The sequence below is a fragment of the Motilimonas thetidivivens genome, from assembly GCF_046452435.1.
Classification (GTDB): domain Bacteria; phylum Pseudomonadota; class Gammaproteobacteria; order Enterobacterales; family CBDFNC01; genus Motilimonas.
This window is the reverse complement of sequence record NZ_JBKFDK010000004.1, coordinates 179,339-197,107: the sequence shown is the minus strand read 5'-3', so window position 1 is coordinate 197,107 and position 17,769 is coordinate 179,339. Positions and strand designations below refer to the sequence as shown.

16 protein-coding genes are annotated in these 17,769 nt (G+C 45.3%); 15 read left to right on the top strand and 1 reads right to left on the bottom strand.

Features of this window, described 5'->3' with window-relative positions:
- Nucleotides 1-12: 12 nt before the first annotated feature.
- Together recO and acpS are read left to right on the top strand one after the other, a co-directional pair.
- On the top strand, nt 13-708 hold the full coding sequence (recO, locus tag ACK8OT_RS05195; protein ID WP_410195441.1) for a DNA repair protein RecO: 696 nt from the start codon (nt 13-15) through the stop codon (nt 706-708).
- Nucleotides 709-715: 7 nt separating this feature from the next.
- Nucleotides 716-1,096, top strand: coding sequence for a holo-ACP synthase (acpS, locus tag ACK8OT_RS05190; protein WP_410195440.1), 381 nt, complete (start codon nt 716-718; stop codon nt 1,094-1,096).
- Nucleotides 1,097-1,107: 11 nt separating this feature from the next.
- Here the strand turns inward: acpS and barA are convergent, their stop codons facing one another.
- Nucleotides 1,108-3,855, bottom strand: a complete 2,748-nt coding sequence (gene barA / locus ACK8OT_RS05185) for a two-component sensor histidine kinase BarA (RefSeq protein ID WP_410195439.1) — start codon at nt 3,853-3,855, stop codon at nt 1,108-1,110.
- Between the two features lie 175 nt (nt 3,856-4,030).
- Here barA and rlmD point away from each other — a divergent pair, with 175 nt between their 5' ends.
- The 13 genes from rlmD (at nt 4,031) to rpoS (ending at nt 17,733) form a co-directional block, all read left to right on the top strand.
- Nucleotides 4,031-5,392: a 23S rRNA (uracil(1939)-C(5))-methyltransferase RlmD gene (gene rlmD / locus ACK8OT_RS05180; RefSeq protein ID WP_410195438.1), complete on the top strand. Its 1,362-nt coding sequence runs from the start codon at nt 4,031-4,033 to the stop codon at nt 5,390-5,392.
- A gap of 95 nt (nt 5,393-5,487) precedes the next feature.
- Nucleotides 5,488-7,698: a GTP diphosphokinase gene (gene relA / locus ACK8OT_RS05175; RefSeq protein WP_410195437.1), complete on the top strand. Its 2,211-nt coding sequence runs from the start codon at nt 5,488-5,490 to the stop codon at nt 7,696-7,698.
- 7 nt (nt 7,699-7,705) lie between these two features.
- Nucleotides 7,706-8,524 carry a nucleoside triphosphate pyrophosphohydrolase gene (gene mazG, locus ACK8OT_RS05170; protein WP_410195436.1) on the top strand — a complete coding sequence of 273 codons (819 nt, stop codon included), beginning with the start codon at nt 7,706-7,708 and terminating at the stop codon, nt 8,522-8,524.
- 133 nt (nt 8,525-8,657) lie between these two features.
- Nucleotides 8,658-10,295 (top strand): CTP synthase, encoded by a 1,638-nt coding sequence (gene pyrG, locus ACK8OT_RS05165; RefSeq protein WP_410195435.1) that lies wholly within the window; start codon nt 8,658-8,660, stop codon nt 10,293-10,295.
- A 133-nt stretch (nt 10,296-10,428) separates the two neighbouring features.
- Nucleotides 10,429-11,727 (top strand): phosphopyruvate hydratase, encoded by a 1,299-nt coding sequence (eno, locus tag ACK8OT_RS05160; protein ID WP_410195434.1) that lies wholly within the window; start codon nt 10,429-10,431, stop codon nt 11,725-11,727.
- 282 nt (nt 11,728-12,009) lie between these two features.
- Nucleotides 12,010-12,300, top strand: a complete 291-nt coding sequence (ftsB, locus tag ACK8OT_RS05155; protein WP_410195433.1) for a cell division protein FtsB — start codon at nt 12,010-12,012, stop codon at nt 12,298-12,300.
- The gene (gene ispD / locus ACK8OT_RS05150) at nt 12,293-12,994 is read left to right on the top strand and encodes a 2-C-methyl-D-erythritol 4-phosphate cytidylyltransferase (protein WP_410195432.1); all 702 of its coding nucleotides are present in this window, start codon (nt 12,293-12,295) and stop codon (nt 12,992-12,994) included. The genes ftsB and ispD overlap by 8 nt, the downstream gene beginning before the upstream one ends.
- Nucleotides 12,991-13,470: a 2-C-methyl-D-erythritol 2,4-cyclodiphosphate synthase gene (ispF, locus tag ACK8OT_RS05145; RefSeq protein ID WP_410195431.1), complete on the top strand. Its 480-nt coding sequence runs from the start codon at nt 12,991-12,993 to the stop codon at nt 13,468-13,470. The genes ispD and ispF overlap by 4 nt, the downstream gene beginning before the upstream one ends.
- Nucleotides 13,467-14,504 (top strand): tRNA pseudouridine(13) synthase TruD, encoded by a 1,038-nt coding sequence (gene truD, locus ACK8OT_RS05140; protein ID WP_410195430.1) that lies wholly within the window; start codon nt 13,467-13,469, stop codon nt 14,502-14,504. Before ispF ends, truD begins: the two co-directional genes overlap by 4 nt.
- Nucleotides 14,485-15,225: a 5'/3'-nucleotidase SurE gene (surE, locus tag ACK8OT_RS05135; protein ID WP_410195429.1), complete on the top strand. Its 741-nt coding sequence runs from the start codon at nt 14,485-14,487 to the stop codon at nt 15,223-15,225. The genes truD and surE overlap by 20 nt, the downstream gene beginning before the upstream one ends.
- Nucleotides 15,226-15,864: a protein-L-isoaspartate(D-aspartate) O-methyltransferase gene (locus ACK8OT_RS05130; protein WP_410195428.1), complete on the top strand. Its 639-nt coding sequence runs from the start codon at nt 15,226-15,228 to the stop codon at nt 15,862-15,864. It abuts the gene before it with no gap.
- A gap of 4 nt (nt 15,865-15,868) precedes the next feature.
- Nucleotides 15,869-16,726 (top strand): peptidoglycan DD-metalloendopeptidase family protein, encoded by an 858-nt coding sequence (locus tag ACK8OT_RS05125; RefSeq protein ID WP_410195427.1) that lies wholly within the window; start codon nt 15,869-15,871, stop codon nt 16,724-16,726.
- Nucleotides 16,727-16,770: 44 nt separating this feature from the next.
- Nucleotides 16,771-17,733, top strand: coding sequence for an RNA polymerase sigma factor RpoS (gene rpoS, locus ACK8OT_RS05120; protein ID WP_410195426.1), 963 nt, complete (start codon nt 16,771-16,773; stop codon nt 17,731-17,733).
- The last annotated feature ends 36 nt before the right edge of the window (nt 17,734-17,769 follow it).

The window sequence follows — 17,769 nt, the reverse complement described above, 5'->3', positions numbered from 1 at the left end:
GGGTGAATTAAGATGCAAGATGCTTTTGTTTTGCACATTCGCCCTTATCGCGAATCCAGCCAACTATTAGAAGTGTTTACCCGCCAAGATGGCCGGATTTCTTTACTGGTCAAAGGCAGTCGCAGTAAACGCTCTAATCTGAAGGGCTTACTGCAACCTTTCACTTTATTGAACCTTGATTGGGGCGGTAAAGGCCAGCTTAAATACATTCGCAGCGTTGAGCCCCAAACTCACGCCTTACCTTTACCCGGCGATAAGCTGTACCTCGGTTTGTATCTAAACGAATTATTGTATCGTCTGCTTGAGCATCTCACCCCTTACACGCGCTTGTTTGATAGCTACCAGCAAACCTTGCTTGCCTTGGCTAAAAGTCAGCGCTACGAGCCGATCCTGCGCTGTTTTGAGCTAGATCTATTAACCGCACTGGGTTATGCCATTGACTTTGAATTCGATGCCGATTCGTATCAACCGATACAGATGAATACCTATTATCGCTTGGAATTAGAGCAAGGCTTTGTTGCTGGCGAGCCCCATGATAAAGACGTATTTTGCGGTGAGCATATTGTGGCGCTGGCTAAACGCGACTTTACCACGCCTGCGCAGGCACAGGCCGCGAAACGTTTTTGTCGTATGCTGATCAATCACTGTTTAGGCAATCAACCTTTAGTCAGTCGGCAACTGTTTATTAAGCAACGAAAAAAAGGATAAGTTAGCAATGGCAATAGTAGGCATGGGAACAGACATAGTGGATATTCGCCGCATTGAGCAGGCATTAAGCCGCAGCGGTGATAGCTTTGCCAAGCGACTGTTGGCCGAGAGCGAATGGCAGCAGTTTTCAACTCATAAACAACCAGCGCGCTTTTTAGCCAAGCGATTTGCTGCTAAAGAGGCAGCGGCCAAGGCGTTAGGAACTGGGATTGCCGCAGGTGTGACCTTCACCGACTTTTTCGTTACTAATAACGCCGCTGGTAAGCCGGAGCTGTCATTGCAAGGGAAGGCGGCGGAGTTGGCTAGGGCGCAAAATATTAAACATCAGCACATCAGTATTTCTGACGAGAAGCATTACGCCGTGGTCACAGTTATCTTTGAATCTTAATTGCTGCTGCGTTAACTAAGCACTTGGTCGGTTAAGTAAGCCTTAGCAGCGACTTCCACCTTCTTCATTTCATCCATCAGTTCAAACAGCTCAGGCTCAAGATCAAGCGCTTCTTGGCCACTTTTTAGCTCGGTTTCGATTAGGGCGGCCAATTTTTGTAAGGTTGGTACGCCACTATAGCTACAGCCGCCATGGAATTTGTGGATCACCGCATCTAATTCTTGCTCATTGATTTCTTGCGCCATGGCTTGATTAATACTGGCCTCGACTTCGGCGAAACTTTCCACCAACATGGTGAGCATTTCTTTGGCGAGATCTGGTTTACCCGCACTTTGGCGCAAAGCTAAGTCCCAATCAAGATGCACTGGGCCAACCGGCTGCTGGTGGCGCTCTACCGACCATTTATCTATGATTTGTAGCAGCATGTTTTCATCGATAGGCTTGGACAAATAGTCATCCATTCCTTGTTCTAGCAAGTTTTCTCGCTCGCCAGCAATGGCATGAGCGGTCACGGCAATGATCGGCGTTTCGTTATTAGTCGTGCCTTGGCGAATTTGTTGGCAAGCACTGATGCCATCTAAGATCGGCATTTGAATATCCATAAAAATCAGATCGTAGCTAGCTTGCTCTGACTTTTTAACCGCTTCTTTACCATTGGTTGCCGTTACGACTTCGCTGACTAGATCGTCTAACATGGCCGAGATGAGTTTCAAGTTAGCCGGGTTATCATCCACCGCCATCACTTTTAAAGCCGTTTGGCTGCGACCCGGTTTTAGCTTGATCACCGGTGCGGCGTCAAACTCAACCTGAATATCTGTCAGGGCTGCGGCAAATTTACGGTGGTTAACCGGCTTAGTTAACACATGGCTTGCGCCATGCGCCAAGATTTCCTCTTTTATTTCTGGGCTGGCGGTATTGATATACACCACCACGTTATCACAAAAGTCTTTCGCTTCGCTGACGCGCTTGAGTAATGGCGCGATATGTAAATTATCGCTGTGGCCTATGACGATGCTCTGATATTTGTCAGACAGTAACTCTTGCCAACGTTCATTGGTTTGAGCAAGGAAGACCTGCATTCGCCATAGCTGCAATTGTTGTGAGAAGGAGCGCGCTGAAAATTCATCGGCTTCAAATACCAATACAGGCTGAGATTTTAATCCAGCAACTGGCAATGGCTCAGACATTGACATAGGGGATGCGTCAAGGGCGATAGTAAACCAGAAGGTTGAGCCATGGTTGAGTGATGATACGAGTTCGATTTCACCGCCCATTTGTTGCACTAGCTTTTGTGTAATAACCAAGCCAAGACCTGTACCGCCATAGCGGCGCGTGATACTGGTATCCGCCTGACCAAAGGCTTCAAACAACTGCGCTTGTTGTTTTTCAGAAATACCTATACCGGTATCCGACACCATGGTTTTAAGGATCAGCTTGCCATCTTGTTCACCCATCATACTGATTTGGATTTCAACATTACCCATCTCGGTGAACTTAATGGCATTACCTACTAAGTTAGTGAGTACTTGCTGGAAGCGGAGTGGATCGCCCACAGCGCCAGATGGCACGTCATGATCGACCATTAACGAAATTTCTAAGCCCTTATCATGGGCGCTTGGCGCTAACAAGGTGACAACTTCATCTACCGTATCGCGCAGGGCAAAAGGAATGCTTTCTAAAACCAATTTACCGGCTTCGAGCTTCGAGAAATCGAGAATATCATTGATGATATTTAGCAGGTTATGAGCCGACTTCTCGATGGTTTGCAAATAGTCTGTTTGGCTAGGGCTTAACGATGTTTTCAATAGCTGGCGGGCAAAACCGATCACTCCGTTTAATGGTGTGCGTAATTCGTGCGACATGTTGGCTAAGAATTCGGATTTTACCCGCGCGGCTTCTTGAGCCCGCTTTTTCGCCATATCTAATTCAACGTTTTGAATTTCAATTTGCTCTAAGGTTTCTCGTAAATCTGAGGTGGCTTGATCGATACTTTGCTGCATTTCTTCATGGTATTCACTCATGGATTTCGCCATCGAGTTAATGCCGTTTTTGAGCATGCCCAGCTCGCCGGTGAAATTACCCATTACGCGCGTGTCGAGACGACCTTCACGTATCTTATCAACGGCCTTTACCATCCGAGAGATGGGCTCGGTGACCTGTTTTACTTGGCGAAACGAGAAAATAATACTGATTGCTATGCCCAGCAATACGATGAAAAAGGCTGAAGTGGTGTCGCGAAATTGCAGCAGTAAGGCTTTGTCAGTGCTCACTAACATTGCAATATAGCCTAGTTTATTGGATTCCTCATCTAACGGGAGCGGCAAGGGGTAATTGGTTAAATTGTTCTCATCGATAATGGGCGTTCGTAAAATAATATAGTCTTCAAAGACTTCGACTTCGGTTGACTCAGGAATGGGTTTGTCTTTATCGAGCTTTAAACGGCCAATATTACGATGGTAGTTACTGTTTACGTAGAGTGTATTGTCAGGCTTGTAGATGCCTATGGTAATAATGGCAGGGCTATGGCGGCGATGAGTAATCCCAATGAGATCTTTTAGAAATTTAGGATCTTGTTGGCGCATGCCTATTTCAGCAGCAATGGCCAAGGGATCGGCAATATTGCGCGCTTGCTCTATGACTAAGTCTTCTAATTGCTGGTAGCGATTAAACGTAAAATAGCCCGCCAGCAAAGTGCCGATGACAATGGTCGGTATAATTGTTAAGGCGATAACCCGAGCGCGAAGGCCATACTTGGTCATATCAAATGGTTAAATAACAATACATATGCCGACATGTTAGCATGATGCGCCGCGCTGGAATAGGGTTACAAATATGAGCAAACACGGACTTTCTTGATTATTTAGCGTCGAGGTTTTCGATTTTGGCTAGATATGTGACAATAGGCAACTTAGTTGTTTATCTATGTAGAACCCTATGGCCCAATTTTTCAAGCCCCAAGCTAAGCAGGCTCCCCGCGCTGCAACCCAATCCACTCTCGATATTTTGCGTTGGGACCATCAAGGTCGAGGCATTGCCCAATACCAAGGTCAGTCTGTATTTGTTAGTGGTGCCATACCCGGTGAACAAGTTGTTGCGAGAGTGCAACAAAAGAAACAGTACGCCATTGCGCAAACCCTATCTGTAACTAAAGCATCGCCATTGCGTATTGAGCCTAGCTGTCCACATTATCATGTATGTGGTGGTTGTGAGCTGCAACATCTGAGTGATGACAGTCAATTGGATTACAAAGCGGACAGTTTACTTAGCATGGTGGCCAAGTTTGCCAACGTGACCGATATCGAGTTGTCACCCACCCTTAAAGGCAAGGAATTTGGCTACCGACGCAGTGCCCGTTTCGGTTTGCAATACAATAAAAAACAGCGTGCTTTACAGATGAGTTTTCGTCGCAAGGGCAGTAATGACTTGTTTGAACAAACGCAATGCCCTGTTTTGGTGCCTCAGCTTGAAGCATTGATAGCGCCTGTTTACCAAGCTCTGAGTCAACTTTCGATTGTAGAGCGCTTAGGGCATGTAGCTTTTTATCTCGCAAAGCAAGGGCCTGCTATCTTATTGCGTCACCTTAAGTTATTGACTAAAAAAGATTATCAAACACTTGAAAAGTTTAGTCTGCAGCACCAAGTTATAATTTTTTTGCAAGGTAATGATGAAAAGGTACAGCAATTGCTTACTTCATCAGGGGAGCAAAGCAAGCCTATTGCCCTTAGTTATGCCCTAACACCTTGGCAGCAAGAAATCACATTTGCACCGAACAATTTTATTCAAGTTAACGCAGACGTTAATTTGCAAATGATCGAGCAAGCTTTGGCTTGGTTAGACATACAGCAAGACGATAACGTATTAGACTTATTTTGTGGTTTAGGCAATTTCAGTTTACCTATCGCCACACAAGCGGCACAAGTCGTCGGAGTCGAAGGGGTCAATAGCATGGTGACACAAGCGAGCGCAAATGCTCATCATGCGGGCCTTGCTAATGCGGCTTTTTATCAAGCCGATCTGAGTCAAGACTTTAGCTCGCAACCTTGGGCTAAGCAAAGATTCAATAAGGCTTTGCTCGACCCCGCGCGTGATGGTGCACTGTTTGTGACTGAACATTTGGTTAAACTAAAATGCGAGCGCATTGTCTATGTGTCATGTAACCCCGCCACCATGGCGCGAGATGCCAAGGTGTTGTTGGATAAAGGTTACACCTTATCAAAGTTAGGTTTGATAGACATGTTCCCGCAAACTGCGCACATGGAGTCCATGGCGTTGTTCGAGCGAAATAGCAAAAAATAGCGAGAATGCGCTATACCCAAGCAAACCCTCGCCATCATTTTTTCGTGCTAAGCGCATTAAATTGATACGCACTGCTTTTTTGGAGAGTCAGGATTATGGTTTCAGTTAGAGATACCCACTTTATCAATCAACAAGAGCGTGATCCAAAAGCGTGGGCCTCTTCACTTGGACTAAATGAAAAAGATCAACAAAAAATTGAACAGGTTTATGATGCAGTTCAATTAATTAGCCAACAAGAACAGCGACCTGAAGTGCTTGAAATTGGTGTTGAAATGGTGGAAATCTTGATCACCATGAACATGGATATCAGCACCCTAAAAGCAGCCCTTTTATTTCCAAGCTTTGAGCATAAGTTTAAAGATGTGACTTGGATAAGCGAACAGTTTGGCAAGGTAACAGCGCGCTTGGTACAAGGCGTGGCAGACATGGAAGCGATTCGCACCCTACAAAATAAGGGCCACGCGAAACCATCTGACATGCAAATCGATAATCTGCGGCGTATGTTGTTGGCCATGGTTGAAGATGTGCGTGCCGTAGTGATCAAGCTGGCCGAACGCATCTGTTATTTACGCTTGATTAAAAATGCCGCCGAAGAAACACGGGTGCTGGCGGCGCGAGAAATTGCCGATATTTATGCGCCTTTGGCCAACCGTTTAGGTATCGGACAATTAAAGTGGGAACTAGAAGATCTCTCATTTCGCTATCTCCATCCCGACACCTATAAAAAGATCGCTAAGCAATTAGATGAAAAGCGTATTGATCGTGAAGCTTATATAGGCACCTTTGTCGAAAACCTGCGTCAAGGTATGAAAGAGCATGATATTGGCGCCGAAGTGTATGGTAGACCCAAGCATATTTATAGCATCTGGAAAAAGATGCAGAAAAAATCCTTGGCCTTTGATGAGTTATTTGATGTTCGCGCAGTGCGAATTATTTGCCAGCGATTACAAGATTGCTATGCCGCATTAGGCGTTGTACATACTCTCTATAACCATTTACCTAGCGAATTTGATGACTATGTTGCTAACCCTAAACCTAACGGCTACCAGTCAATTCATACCGTGGTTTTAGGGCCGCAGGGGCGGCCTGTCGAAATTCAAATCCGAACCCAAGCCATGCATGAAAATGCCGAGCTAGGTGTGGCGGCGCATTGGAAATACAAAGAAGGAGCCGTTGGTAAAGACAACGGTTATGAAGATCGTATTGCTTGGCTGCGTAAGCTTATCGCCTGGCAAGATGACATGGCTGAATCGGGCAGCTTGGTTGATGAGGTGCGCAGTCAGGTATTTGAAGAGCGTGTATATGTGTTTACGCCTAAAGGTGAGGTGGTTGACTTGCCCGCTGGCTCAACGCCGTTAGATTTTGCCTACTATATACATAGCCAAGTTGGCCATCGCTGCATCGGCAGTAAGGTCGGCGGAAAAATAGTGCCATTTACCTATCACCTGCAAACCGGCGATCAGGTTGAGATCATTACCCAAAAAGAGCCCAACCCAAGCCGAGACTGGCTCAACGCTCATACCGGATATGTTAATTCATCACGCGCACGGGCCAAAATTGCCACTTGGTTTCGCCAGCTTGATAAAGATAAACATATCTTAGCCGGCAAGGAAATGCTCGAAACTGAGCTAGCTAAGCACGGTTTGAAGCTCAGTGCCGCAGAGCCAGCATTGAAAAAAGCGAATGTGGCGTCGATGGAAGAGTTATTTGCGGGGATCGGCAGTAACGACATTCGCCTGAATCAATTTATTAATATTATTCAAACTTTAAGAAACAAACCGAGCGCCGCTGAAGCGGATCGCCAAGCCTTAGAAGAAGTGGCTAAGCGCTCTGCTGCCGCGCCGAAAAATCGCCGCAAAAAGGATCATGTGGTGGTCAATGGCGTGGGTAACTTAATGACCTCTATTGCACGTTGTTGTCAGCCGGTGCCGGGGGATGAAATTTGCGGTTACATAACCCAAGGCCGTGGCATATCTGTGCATCGAAGTGAATGTGAACAGCTTAAGGACTTGGAAGAAGCGCACCCAGAGCGTGTTATCGAGGCGCAGTGGGGCAGTGAAGAATCGGCCGGCTATTCGTTAACGGTGCGGGTGACGGCGATGGATCGAAATGGCCTATTAAAAGACATCACCACCTTATTGGCGAATGAAAGAGTCAATGTGCTTGGCGTCAAAAGTCATTCGGATACACGCAGTCAAACCGCCATTATTGATATGGAATTGGAAATCAATAATGTGGACTCTTTGAGTAAAGTACTTTCTAAGGTCAATGCCCTAAAAGGCGTGTCGGAAACCAAACGGATTTAATGCAAACATGAAATCAAAACAAGCCAACATTACCCAGCTTCTCGATATTATGGCGAAACTGAGAGATCCTGACGGCGGTTGTCCTTGGGATCAAAAGCAAACCTTTCGTTCTATTGTGCCTCACACCTTAGAAGAGGCTTATGAAGTGGCCGATGCCATTGAGCAGCAAGATTATCAAGAATTAAAGGGTGAATTGGGCGACTTACTGTTTCAGGTGGTGTTTTATGCTCAGCTTGCTAAAGAAGAGCAATTGTTTGATTTTAATGATGTGGTCGAGACGGTATCGGAAAAATTAGTACGCCGTCATCCTCATGTTTTCGGTCAAGTGGATTTTGCCGATGAGCAAGCGGTGAAAGCAAACTGGGAAGCGGAAAAAGCCCAAGAAAGAGCAGCCAAAGCTGGCGCTGAGCAAGTCGAGGCTCTAAGTGTACTCAACAACATACCGCGCTCGATGCCGGCATTAACAAGGGCCAATAAGATCCAAAAACGTTGTGCAACGGTGGGTTTTGATTGGCACACCTTAGGCCCCGTGGTCGATAAGATCAAAGAAGAAATCGATGAAGTACTGGATGAAGTGCATCAGATTGAGCCCGATCAAGACCGAATTGAGGATGAAGTAGGGGATTTACTGTTTGCTACCGTCAATCTCGCTCGGCATTTAAAACAAGATCCTGAGCAGGCATTGCGCCGTGCGAATGATAAATTTGAGCGTCGATTTCGCTTGTTAGAAAAGCACTTTTTGAACCAAAACAAAGCGCTGGATCAATGTTCCTTAGAAGAAATGGAACTAATTTGGCAAAAAGTGAAAGAAACTTACGAAAGTTGATTTAAAACAAGATGAAAATTTCTTGCCTCGTTACACTATCTTTCATTGTGAGCTAGGGGTGGTTTTGTTATAATTTTTTCCCGTCTTGAACGTCTCAAAACCATCGTAAAACTCCTAACTTCTCAGGATCAGCATGACTACAAAGTATATATTCGTAACAGGTGGGGTAGTTTCATCCCTAGGTAAAGGCATTGCAGCCGCTTCACTGGCCGCTATCCTTGAAGCTCGTGGCCTAAAAGTCACGATCATGAAGCTGGACCCATATATCAACGTGGATCCGGGTACCATGAGTCCTATTCAGCACGGTGAGGTATTTGTTACCGACGATGGCGCTGAAACTGATCTTGATTTAGGTCACTATGAGCGTTTTATTCGCACTAAGATGACCAAGCGAAATAACTTCACTACGGGTCGTGTTTACTCAGACGTATTAGCAAAAGAGCGTCGCGGTGATTACTTAGGCGCAACCATTCAAGTGATTCCACACATTACTAATGGCATTAAAGAGCGCGTTATTGCTGGTGGTGAAGGGGTTGATATCGCGATTGTAGAAATTGGCGGTACCGTAGGTGATATCGAATCACAACCTTTCTTAGAAGCGATTCGTCAGTTAGGCACCGAAGTGGGCCGTGACCACGCTATCTTTATGCATTTAACCCTAGTGCCGTTCTTAGGCGCAGCGGGTGAAGTAAAAACTAAGCCGACTCAGCACTCTGTTAAAGAGTTACGTAGTATTGGTATTCAGCCAGATATTTTGGTTTGTCGTAGCGACCGTACCATTCCAGCCAATGAACGCGCAAAAATTTCATTATTCTGTAATGTAGAAGAAAAAGCCGTTATCTCATTAAAAGATGTCGACAGTATCTACAAGATCCCAGCATTGCTAAAAGCGCAAAACTTGGATGAATACTGCGTTCGTCGTTTTGGTTTAACTTGTCCAGAAGCGGATTTAAGCGAGTGGGAACGCGTTATTTATGAAGAAGCGAACACCACAACCGAGCTGACTATTGCGATGGTAGGCAAGTATGTTGAGCTACCTGATGCTTACAAATCGGTTAACGAAGCATTAAAGCACGGTGGTTTGAAAAACCAAGCCAGCGTTAGTATTAAATACATTGACTCACAAGACGTTGAAGCAAAAGGCACAGATATCCTAAAAGGTGTCGATGCGATTTTAGTGCCAGGCGGCTTTGGTAAGCGCGGTGTTGAAGGTAAGATTTTAACTGCGCAGTATGCTCGTGAAAATAACGTACCGTATTTAGGTATCTGTTTAGGTATGCAAGTGGCGCTAATTGAATATGCGCGTAATGTTGCGGAGATGGAAGCGGCGCATTCGACCGAGTTTAATCCAAATACACCAAATCCTGTGGTGGGTCTTATCACCGAGTGGATCGATGAAAGCGGTAACGTAGAAACTCGCAGTGAAGACTCTGACTTAGGTGGCACCATGCGTGTGGGTTCACAGCTATGTCACTTAGTGAAAGGCTCTAAGGTACATGACATGTATGGCAGTGACACGATTTATGAGCGTCATCGTCATCGTTATGAAGTAAATAATCATCTTTTACCGCAAATCGAGAAAGCCGGTTTGAAGGTAACAGGCTTGTCGGCAGACAAGAAATTGGTGGAAATTATCGAGAATCCAAACCATCCTTGGTTTGTTGCAGCGCAATTCCACCCTGAATTTACATCGACGCCGCGTGATGGTCATCCATTGTTCGAAGGCTTTATTAAAGCGGCTCGTGAATACCAAAATCGGGAAGATAAGTAGTCCTGCAATGAGAAACCGATGACTTACTCTTTGAGTATCTTATTGAGTTTCTCATTGACCCGATAGCTAAGATTTGTTAAAAAATTCATAATTTAAAATGTTGTAAAATTACATAAATGTAGAGGAAATCTTAATGTCTAAGATCGTTAAAGTTCTAGGTCGTGAAATTATCGACTCACGTGGTAACCCAACTGTTGAAGCTGAAGTACACCTAGAAGGTGGTTTCGTTGGTCTAGCAGCTGCGCCTTCTGGTGCTTCTACTGGTTCTCGCGAAGCGCTTGAGCTACGTGACGGCGACAAAGCACGTTTCCTAGGTAAGGGCGTTCTTAAAGCGGTTGCTGCTGTAAATGGTCCAATCGCAGATGCGCTAGTTGGTAAAGATGCAGGCGCACAAGCTGAAATCGACCAAATCATGATCGACCTAGACGGTACAGAGAACAAATCACAGTTCGGTGCTAACGCTATCCTAGCTGTATCTCTAGCTAACGCTAAAGCAGCTGCAGCGTCTAAAGGTAAGCCTCTATACGAGCACATCGCTGACCTAAACGGTACTTCTGGTGTTTACTCTATGCCTCTACCTATGATGAACATCATCAACGGTGGTGAGCACGCTGACAACAACGTTGACATCCAAGAGTTCATGATCCAACCAGTTGGTGCTAAGACGCTTAAAGAAGGTCTACGTATCGGTGCTGAAGTATTCCACAACCTAGCTAAAGTACTTAAGTCTAAAGGCTACAGCACTGCAGTGGGTGACGAAGGTGGTTTCGCTCCTAACCTTAAATCTAACGCTGAAGCACTAGAAGTTATCGCAGAAGCTGTTGCAGCTGCTGGTTACGAACTAGGTAAAGACGTTACTCTTGCTATGGACTGTGCTGCATCTGAGTTCTACGACAAAGAAGCTGGCATCTACAACATGAAAGGCGAAGGTAAGACTTTCTCTTCTGAAGAGTTCAACCACTACCTAGCTGAGCTAGCTAACAAGTTCCCAATCGTTTCTATCGAAGACGGTCTAGACGAATCTGACTGGGATGGCTTCAAGCACCAAACTGAGCTACTAGGTGACAAGCTTCAACTAGTAGGTGACGATCTATTCGTTACTAACACTAAGATCCTAGCGGAAGGTATCGAGAAAGGCATCGCTAACTCTATCCTTATCAAGTTCAACCAAATCGGTTCTCTAACTGAGACGCTAGCTGCAATCAAGATGGCTAAAGATGCAGGCTACACAGCTGTAATCTCACACCGCTCTGGCGAAACTGAAGATGCAACTATCGCTGACCTAGCGGTAGGTACAGCTGCAGGTCAAATCAAAACTGGTTCTATGAGCCGTTCTGACCGTGTTGCTAAGTACAACCAACTAATCCGTATCGAAGAAGCACTAGGTGAGAAAGCTCCTTTCAACGGTCTTAAAGAAGTTAAAGGTCAGTAATTTTCCCATGCCAATATCACCGATATTGGCTTAAGAAGATTAACTTCTCGAAAATCCTCGCATTAGCGGGGATTTTTTTTGCCTGCTTGTTTGTACCGTAAAGAAAAGGCTCAAACTCACAGAAAATAGCCCTAAACAAGCACCGCCCTCAGATTAGATTGGCTAATGGCGAATAATTTAAACTTGAGTTGCTGATTTACGTGCTTTTATATGGGAAACTAGCTGGCATTAAAGACATTACGCTTTGCTAACATAACCTGACCTATGGCTTGCTAAAACACTATGCGTTTTTTCACTCTGCTTTTATGCCTGATATTGGCTCTGCTGCAATACCATCTTTGGCGTGGTAAAAATGGCTTGGCTGACTATACTCGCCTTGCCGAGGAGGTAAACCAACAAGAGCTAGATAACGCGGTATTACGCGAGCGAAATCAACGTATGTTTGCTGATATAGCCGATCTAAAACAAGGAACCGAATCCGTTGAAGAGCGTGCCCGCAATGAGCTTGGTCTGATCAAGCAAGGGGAGACCTTCTTTCGCATTCTACCCAAAGAAAAGAAGTTAAATGAATAAGCAAACTTATGCGGCGGTTGTTCCTGCTGCAGGGATAGGCTCGCGAATGCAAGCTGAGCTGCCTAAGCAATATTTGCCTTTGTCTGACTCAACTGTGATTGAGCTGTCACTCGCGACCTTATTAGCTCATCCTAAAATCGAACAAGTGGTCGTGGTGTTGGCTGAAAATGACCACTGGTTTAAACAGTTAAGCTGTGCTCAGCATCCTAAATTGACTCTAGCGATAGGCGGAGCAGAAAGAGCCAACTCGGTATTGAGTGGATTATTAGCGGTTAAGCAAGCTGATTGGGTGCTGGTTCATGATGCTGCTCGCCCCTGCTTGACTAAAGGCGACATCGATTTATTAATTGAACATACTGGTAGCAAGCAGCAGGGGGCAATTTTGGCCACCCAGGTTCGTGATACCATGAAACGCTGCGCTGAATCAGGACAGATTATTAAAACGGTGGCACGAGAGCAGCTTTGGCACGCTTTGACGCCACAAGCTTTTTTGCGCGATCAGCTGATTCAAAGTTTACAACAAGGCATAACGTTGGGCCGCCAAATTACCGATGAAGCATCGGCGATAGAGCTCGCCGGATTGCCTTGCTCGGTCATTGCGGGGCGTGCAGACAATATTAAAGTGACTCGACCAGAAGATATGGCAATGGCCGAGCTGTTTATCAAGCAACTAAAAAATGAAGGCTTAGCATGATTAGAATAGGGCACGGTTTTGATGTGCATAAATTTGGTGGTGAAGGCCCTGTGATTATTGGCGGCGTTGCCGTGCCTTACGAACAAGGCTTAGTTGCTCATTCAGACGGTGATGTGGCATTGCATGCGGTGACTGATGCGATTTTAGGCGCCCTTGCCTTAGGTGATATTGGCCGCCACTTCCCTGATACCGATGCCAGTTATGCTGGTATTGATAGCCGCATACTATTAAGAGACGTGTTTGCCAAGGCTAAAGAAATGGGCTTCAGTTTAGGTAATTTGGATGTCACTATCATAGCTCAGGCACCGAAAATGGCGCCACACATTGATGCGATGAGGGCTTGTTTAGCGGCGGATCTGGAAGCAGAACTATCTCAAGTCAACGTAAAGGCGACGACATCTGAAAAGCTGGGCTTTACCGGTCGTAAAGAAGGTATTGCTTGTCATAGCGTGGTGTTATTGGTGGCCAACTCATGAGTATTGAAATGAATTGGGCCTACCTTCATGGTGCTCCAAGTATTAGCGCACAGTTTAAACAACAAGTAGAAGACTTCGTGGTGGTTGAAAACCTCGGTTTTGAGCCAACCGGTGAAGGAGAGCACGTTTTTATTCGCTTGCAAAAGCGAGATGAAAATACTCAATTTGTTGCCAAGCAAATTGCTAAAATTGCGGATTTACCGGCCAAAATGGTGACCTATGCCGGACTAAAAGATCGCCGAGGCATTACCGAACAGACCTTCTCTGTCCACATACCGGGTTTAGTGACGCCAGATTTTAGTGCGTTAAACAGTGAAAATATCACTATTTTGGATATTACTCGCCATAATAGAAAGTTAAAAACGGGGGCTTTAGCTGGTAACGCTTTCTCGATTCGCCTGCGCGACGTGTCTGATATGGCGCAATTGCTTCAAAGAGTCGAATTGATAAAGCAAGGTGTGCCCAATTATTTTGGTCAGCAGCGTTTTGGCTTTGCTGGTGGCAATATCAGCTCGGCGAAAGCCATGTTTGCAGGGCGCAAAATAAAAGATAGATTTAAACGCAGCATGTATTTGTCGGCAGCGCGTAGCTATTTGTTTAATCGTGTTGTCAGCGCGCGTATCGAACAACAATTAGCGTTCACTGTATTGCCGGGTGATTGTTGTGGACTGGTCGGAAGCCGTTCATTTTTTACCACTGAGGAAGCGGATCCTAGTTTAAGTCAGCGCTTGGCTGAGCATAATATCCAGTTAACTGGGCCGCTTTGGGGTAAGGGCGAGCTGGCGTCTAACCTAGCTGCCAAAGAGTTTGAGCTAGGCGTGCTTGAAAATGAAATAGAATTAAAGCAAGGCCTTGAAGCCAATGGTTTAAGACAAGAGCGACGTGCGCTATTTTTACTGCCAGATCAGCTGCAAGTTGAGGTAGATGGTAATGATGCGGTGATCAGTTTCTACTTGTCATCGGGTTGTTATGCAACCAGTGTAATTCGAGAATTAATCGAAGAGCAGGAAAGTCATGCAAATATTAGTGAGTAATGATGATGGTGTTTTTGCTCCGGGGATAGCCGCATTATCCAATGCCTTATCCGAAATTGCGCATGTCATCACTGTGGCGCCAGAGCGAAATCACAGCGGTGCGAGTAACTCGTTAACGTTAGAGTCACCGTTAAGACTACGCCATTTAGATAATGGTTTTTATAGTGTAAATGGTACGCCCACAGACAGCGTGCATTTAGCGATTAACGAATTGTTTGAGCAAGAGCCGGATATTGTTATAGCGGGTATCAACGAAGGCGCAAACCTCGGTGACGATGTCATTTATTCGGGTACCGTGGCAGCGGCAACCGAAGGTCGTTTTCTTGGTTTGCCAGCGATGGCTGTTTCGCTTGTGGGCGATAAGCACTACGACACGGCGGCGCACTTCGCTAAAGTGGTGCTTGGCAAACTACAACAATTCGGCCTAGCGGGTTCGCAAGTACTTAATATAAACGTCCCCGATCTGCCATTAGATGAAATTAAAGGTATTAAACTGACTCGCTTAGGTAGCCGTCATCGTGCTGAGCCTATCGTTAAGCAAATTGATCCAAGAGGAAAAGCTATCTTTTGGATAGGTCCACCAGGCAAAACCCAAGATGCTGGCCCAGATACCGATTTTGATGCTATTGCAAATGGTTATGTCTCAGTGACGCCGTTGACCATTGATTTAACCCATCAAGATGCATTAGCCAAAATGAAACTAAATTGGGAGTTAAGTTAAATGCTAACCTTAGCCACCACTCCGGCAGGCATTGCACTCGCCAATACTTTACGTGAGATGGGGATCGCTAATGAAAAGGTATTAGCGGTTATAGCGAAAACGCCTAGACAGGTTTTTGTCGATGAGGCCTTTTCTCACCAAGCTTGGGAAAATACGGCGCTTCCCATCGGTCAAGGGCAAACTATTTCGCAGCCCTATATCGTCGCACGTATGACAGAATTATTACTTGAGGTCGATCCGCAGCACGTTTTGGAAGTGGGCACGGGGTCGGGTTACCAAACCACGGTTTTATCGCAATTGGTTCCATCGGTTTGCACCATAGAAAGGATAAAAAGCCTCAAGTTTCAGGCAAGACGTAAGTTTAATCGGTTAGATTGTCACAACGTGGTGACAAAACATGGCGATGGCTGGCAGGGATGGGCAAGCAAAGGGCCATTTGATGCCATTATCGTGACTGCCGCTGCGAGCTCTGTACCAGACGCACTTCTGGCACAACTTAAAATTGGTGGCCGATTAGTTATTCCGGTTGGTGAGCAAGAACAGCTACTTAAGGTTATTACTCGCGAACAACAACGTTTGGTTAGCCAAACAATCGAAATGGTTCGTTTTGTGCCACTTATTAATGGGGAATTGGCTTGAATATATGGCGACTCTAATTTTGCGTTGGTCTCGCGCTCCGTTTATCTTGCTTATCTTACTTCTGTCGGCATGTAGTGCCAACCATACCCCTGCTCCTGTTAAAACCGTAGGCAAATATCAAAAGCAAACTTATGGTCAATTATCGCAAAGTGTTTACCAAGTAAAAAAGGGGGATACCTTGTTTGGTATCGCCTGGCGAGCAGGTAAAGATTATAAAGATATCGCCGCATACAACCGAATCAAGCCCCCATATACCATCTTCGTCGGACAAAAACTAAAAATCCCCCCATCCGGATATAATTCTACTGGAACCGGTTCCACTAGCGCGAATAACCAGTCGAAAGCTAAAGTTCAAGCCAAACCAGTAATTAATACAGCAGATCATAAAAATTCAACAATTCAACAAAAAAAACTTGAACAGCCAAAAAGAAAGGAATACGCTGAAAAAACTAAGAACAAAAATGCAACAACTGACGTAGCTTCGAACAAGATTACTCAATGGCAATGGCCAACCGAAGGAAAAATAGTTGCACGTTTTTCCACCGCAGAATTGGGTAACAAGGGCATCGATATTGCCGGAAAGCGAAATCAGGCTGTTAAAGCATCGGCCGATGGCAAAGTGGTATACGCCGGAAGTGCCTTAAGGGGATATGGCAAGTTAATCATCATTAAACACAACGATGACTACCTTAGCGCTTATGCTCATAATGATAAGTTGCTCGTTAAAGAGCAACAAACGGTTAAAGTGGGCCAGCTCATAGCTGAAATGGGAAGTACGGGCACAACAGATGTCAGGCTTCATTTCGAAATTAGGTACCGCGGTAAATCCGTAGATCCATTACGGTTTTTACCAAAAAAATAACCGTAGCAGTGCATTTGTACTGCGACTGTTAGGGAGAACACAGTATGAATCTCACTACACAAAAAACCAGCACGATTGCCAAAGACGTAGATCTTATCGATGATCAAGACATTGAATTACTTGATATTGAAGATGATATCGATGAAGAGTTAATGGTCGCTTCTGAAGTCAAAAACCTAGATGCAACCCAGCTTTACTTAGGGGAAATTGGCTTTTCGCCATTACTTACTGCCGAGGAAGAAGTTTATTACGCAAGACGCGCACTTCGTGGTGATGAAGTTGCACGTAAACGTATGATTGAAAGTAATTTACGTTTGGTAGTGAAAATTGCTCGCCGTTACAACAATCGTGGCTTGGCATTACTCGACTTGATTGAAGAAGGTAACCTAGGTTTGATTCGTGCTGTTGAGAAGTTCGACCCTGAACGCGGCTTTAGATTCTCGACTTATGCTACTTGGTGGATACGTCAAACCATCGAACGGGCAATAATGAACCAAACGCGCACTATTCGTTTGCCTATTCATGTGGTTAAAGAGCTTAATGTATATTTACGTACCGCCCGTGAATTGGCTCAAACCTTAGATCATGAGCCTACCGCTGAAGAGATTGCTGAAAAGTTAGATCGCCCAGTTGAAGACGTCAATAAAATGCTGCGCCTGAATGAACGCATCAGCTCGGTTGATACACCTATTGGCGGCGACACCGACAAAGCTTTACTCGATGTGATTGCTGATGAAAAATCAGGTGGCCCAGAGGGGTCTACACAAGACGATGACATTAGCTCAAGCCTAGTGCATTGGTTAGAAGAGCTTAATCCTAAGCAACGTGAAGTGTTGGCAAGACGTTTTGGTTTATTAGGTTATGAAGCTTCTACGTTAGAAGATGTAGGCCGTGAGATTGGCTTAACGCGTGAGCGAGTAAGACAAATTCAGGTAGAAGCACTGCGCCGCTTACGTGATGTATTAACTCAACAAGGCCTCAACATTGAAGCGCTATTTCGTGAGTAGGTCTAGTTAAGGCAATAATCTGTCTTGTTGTGTTTA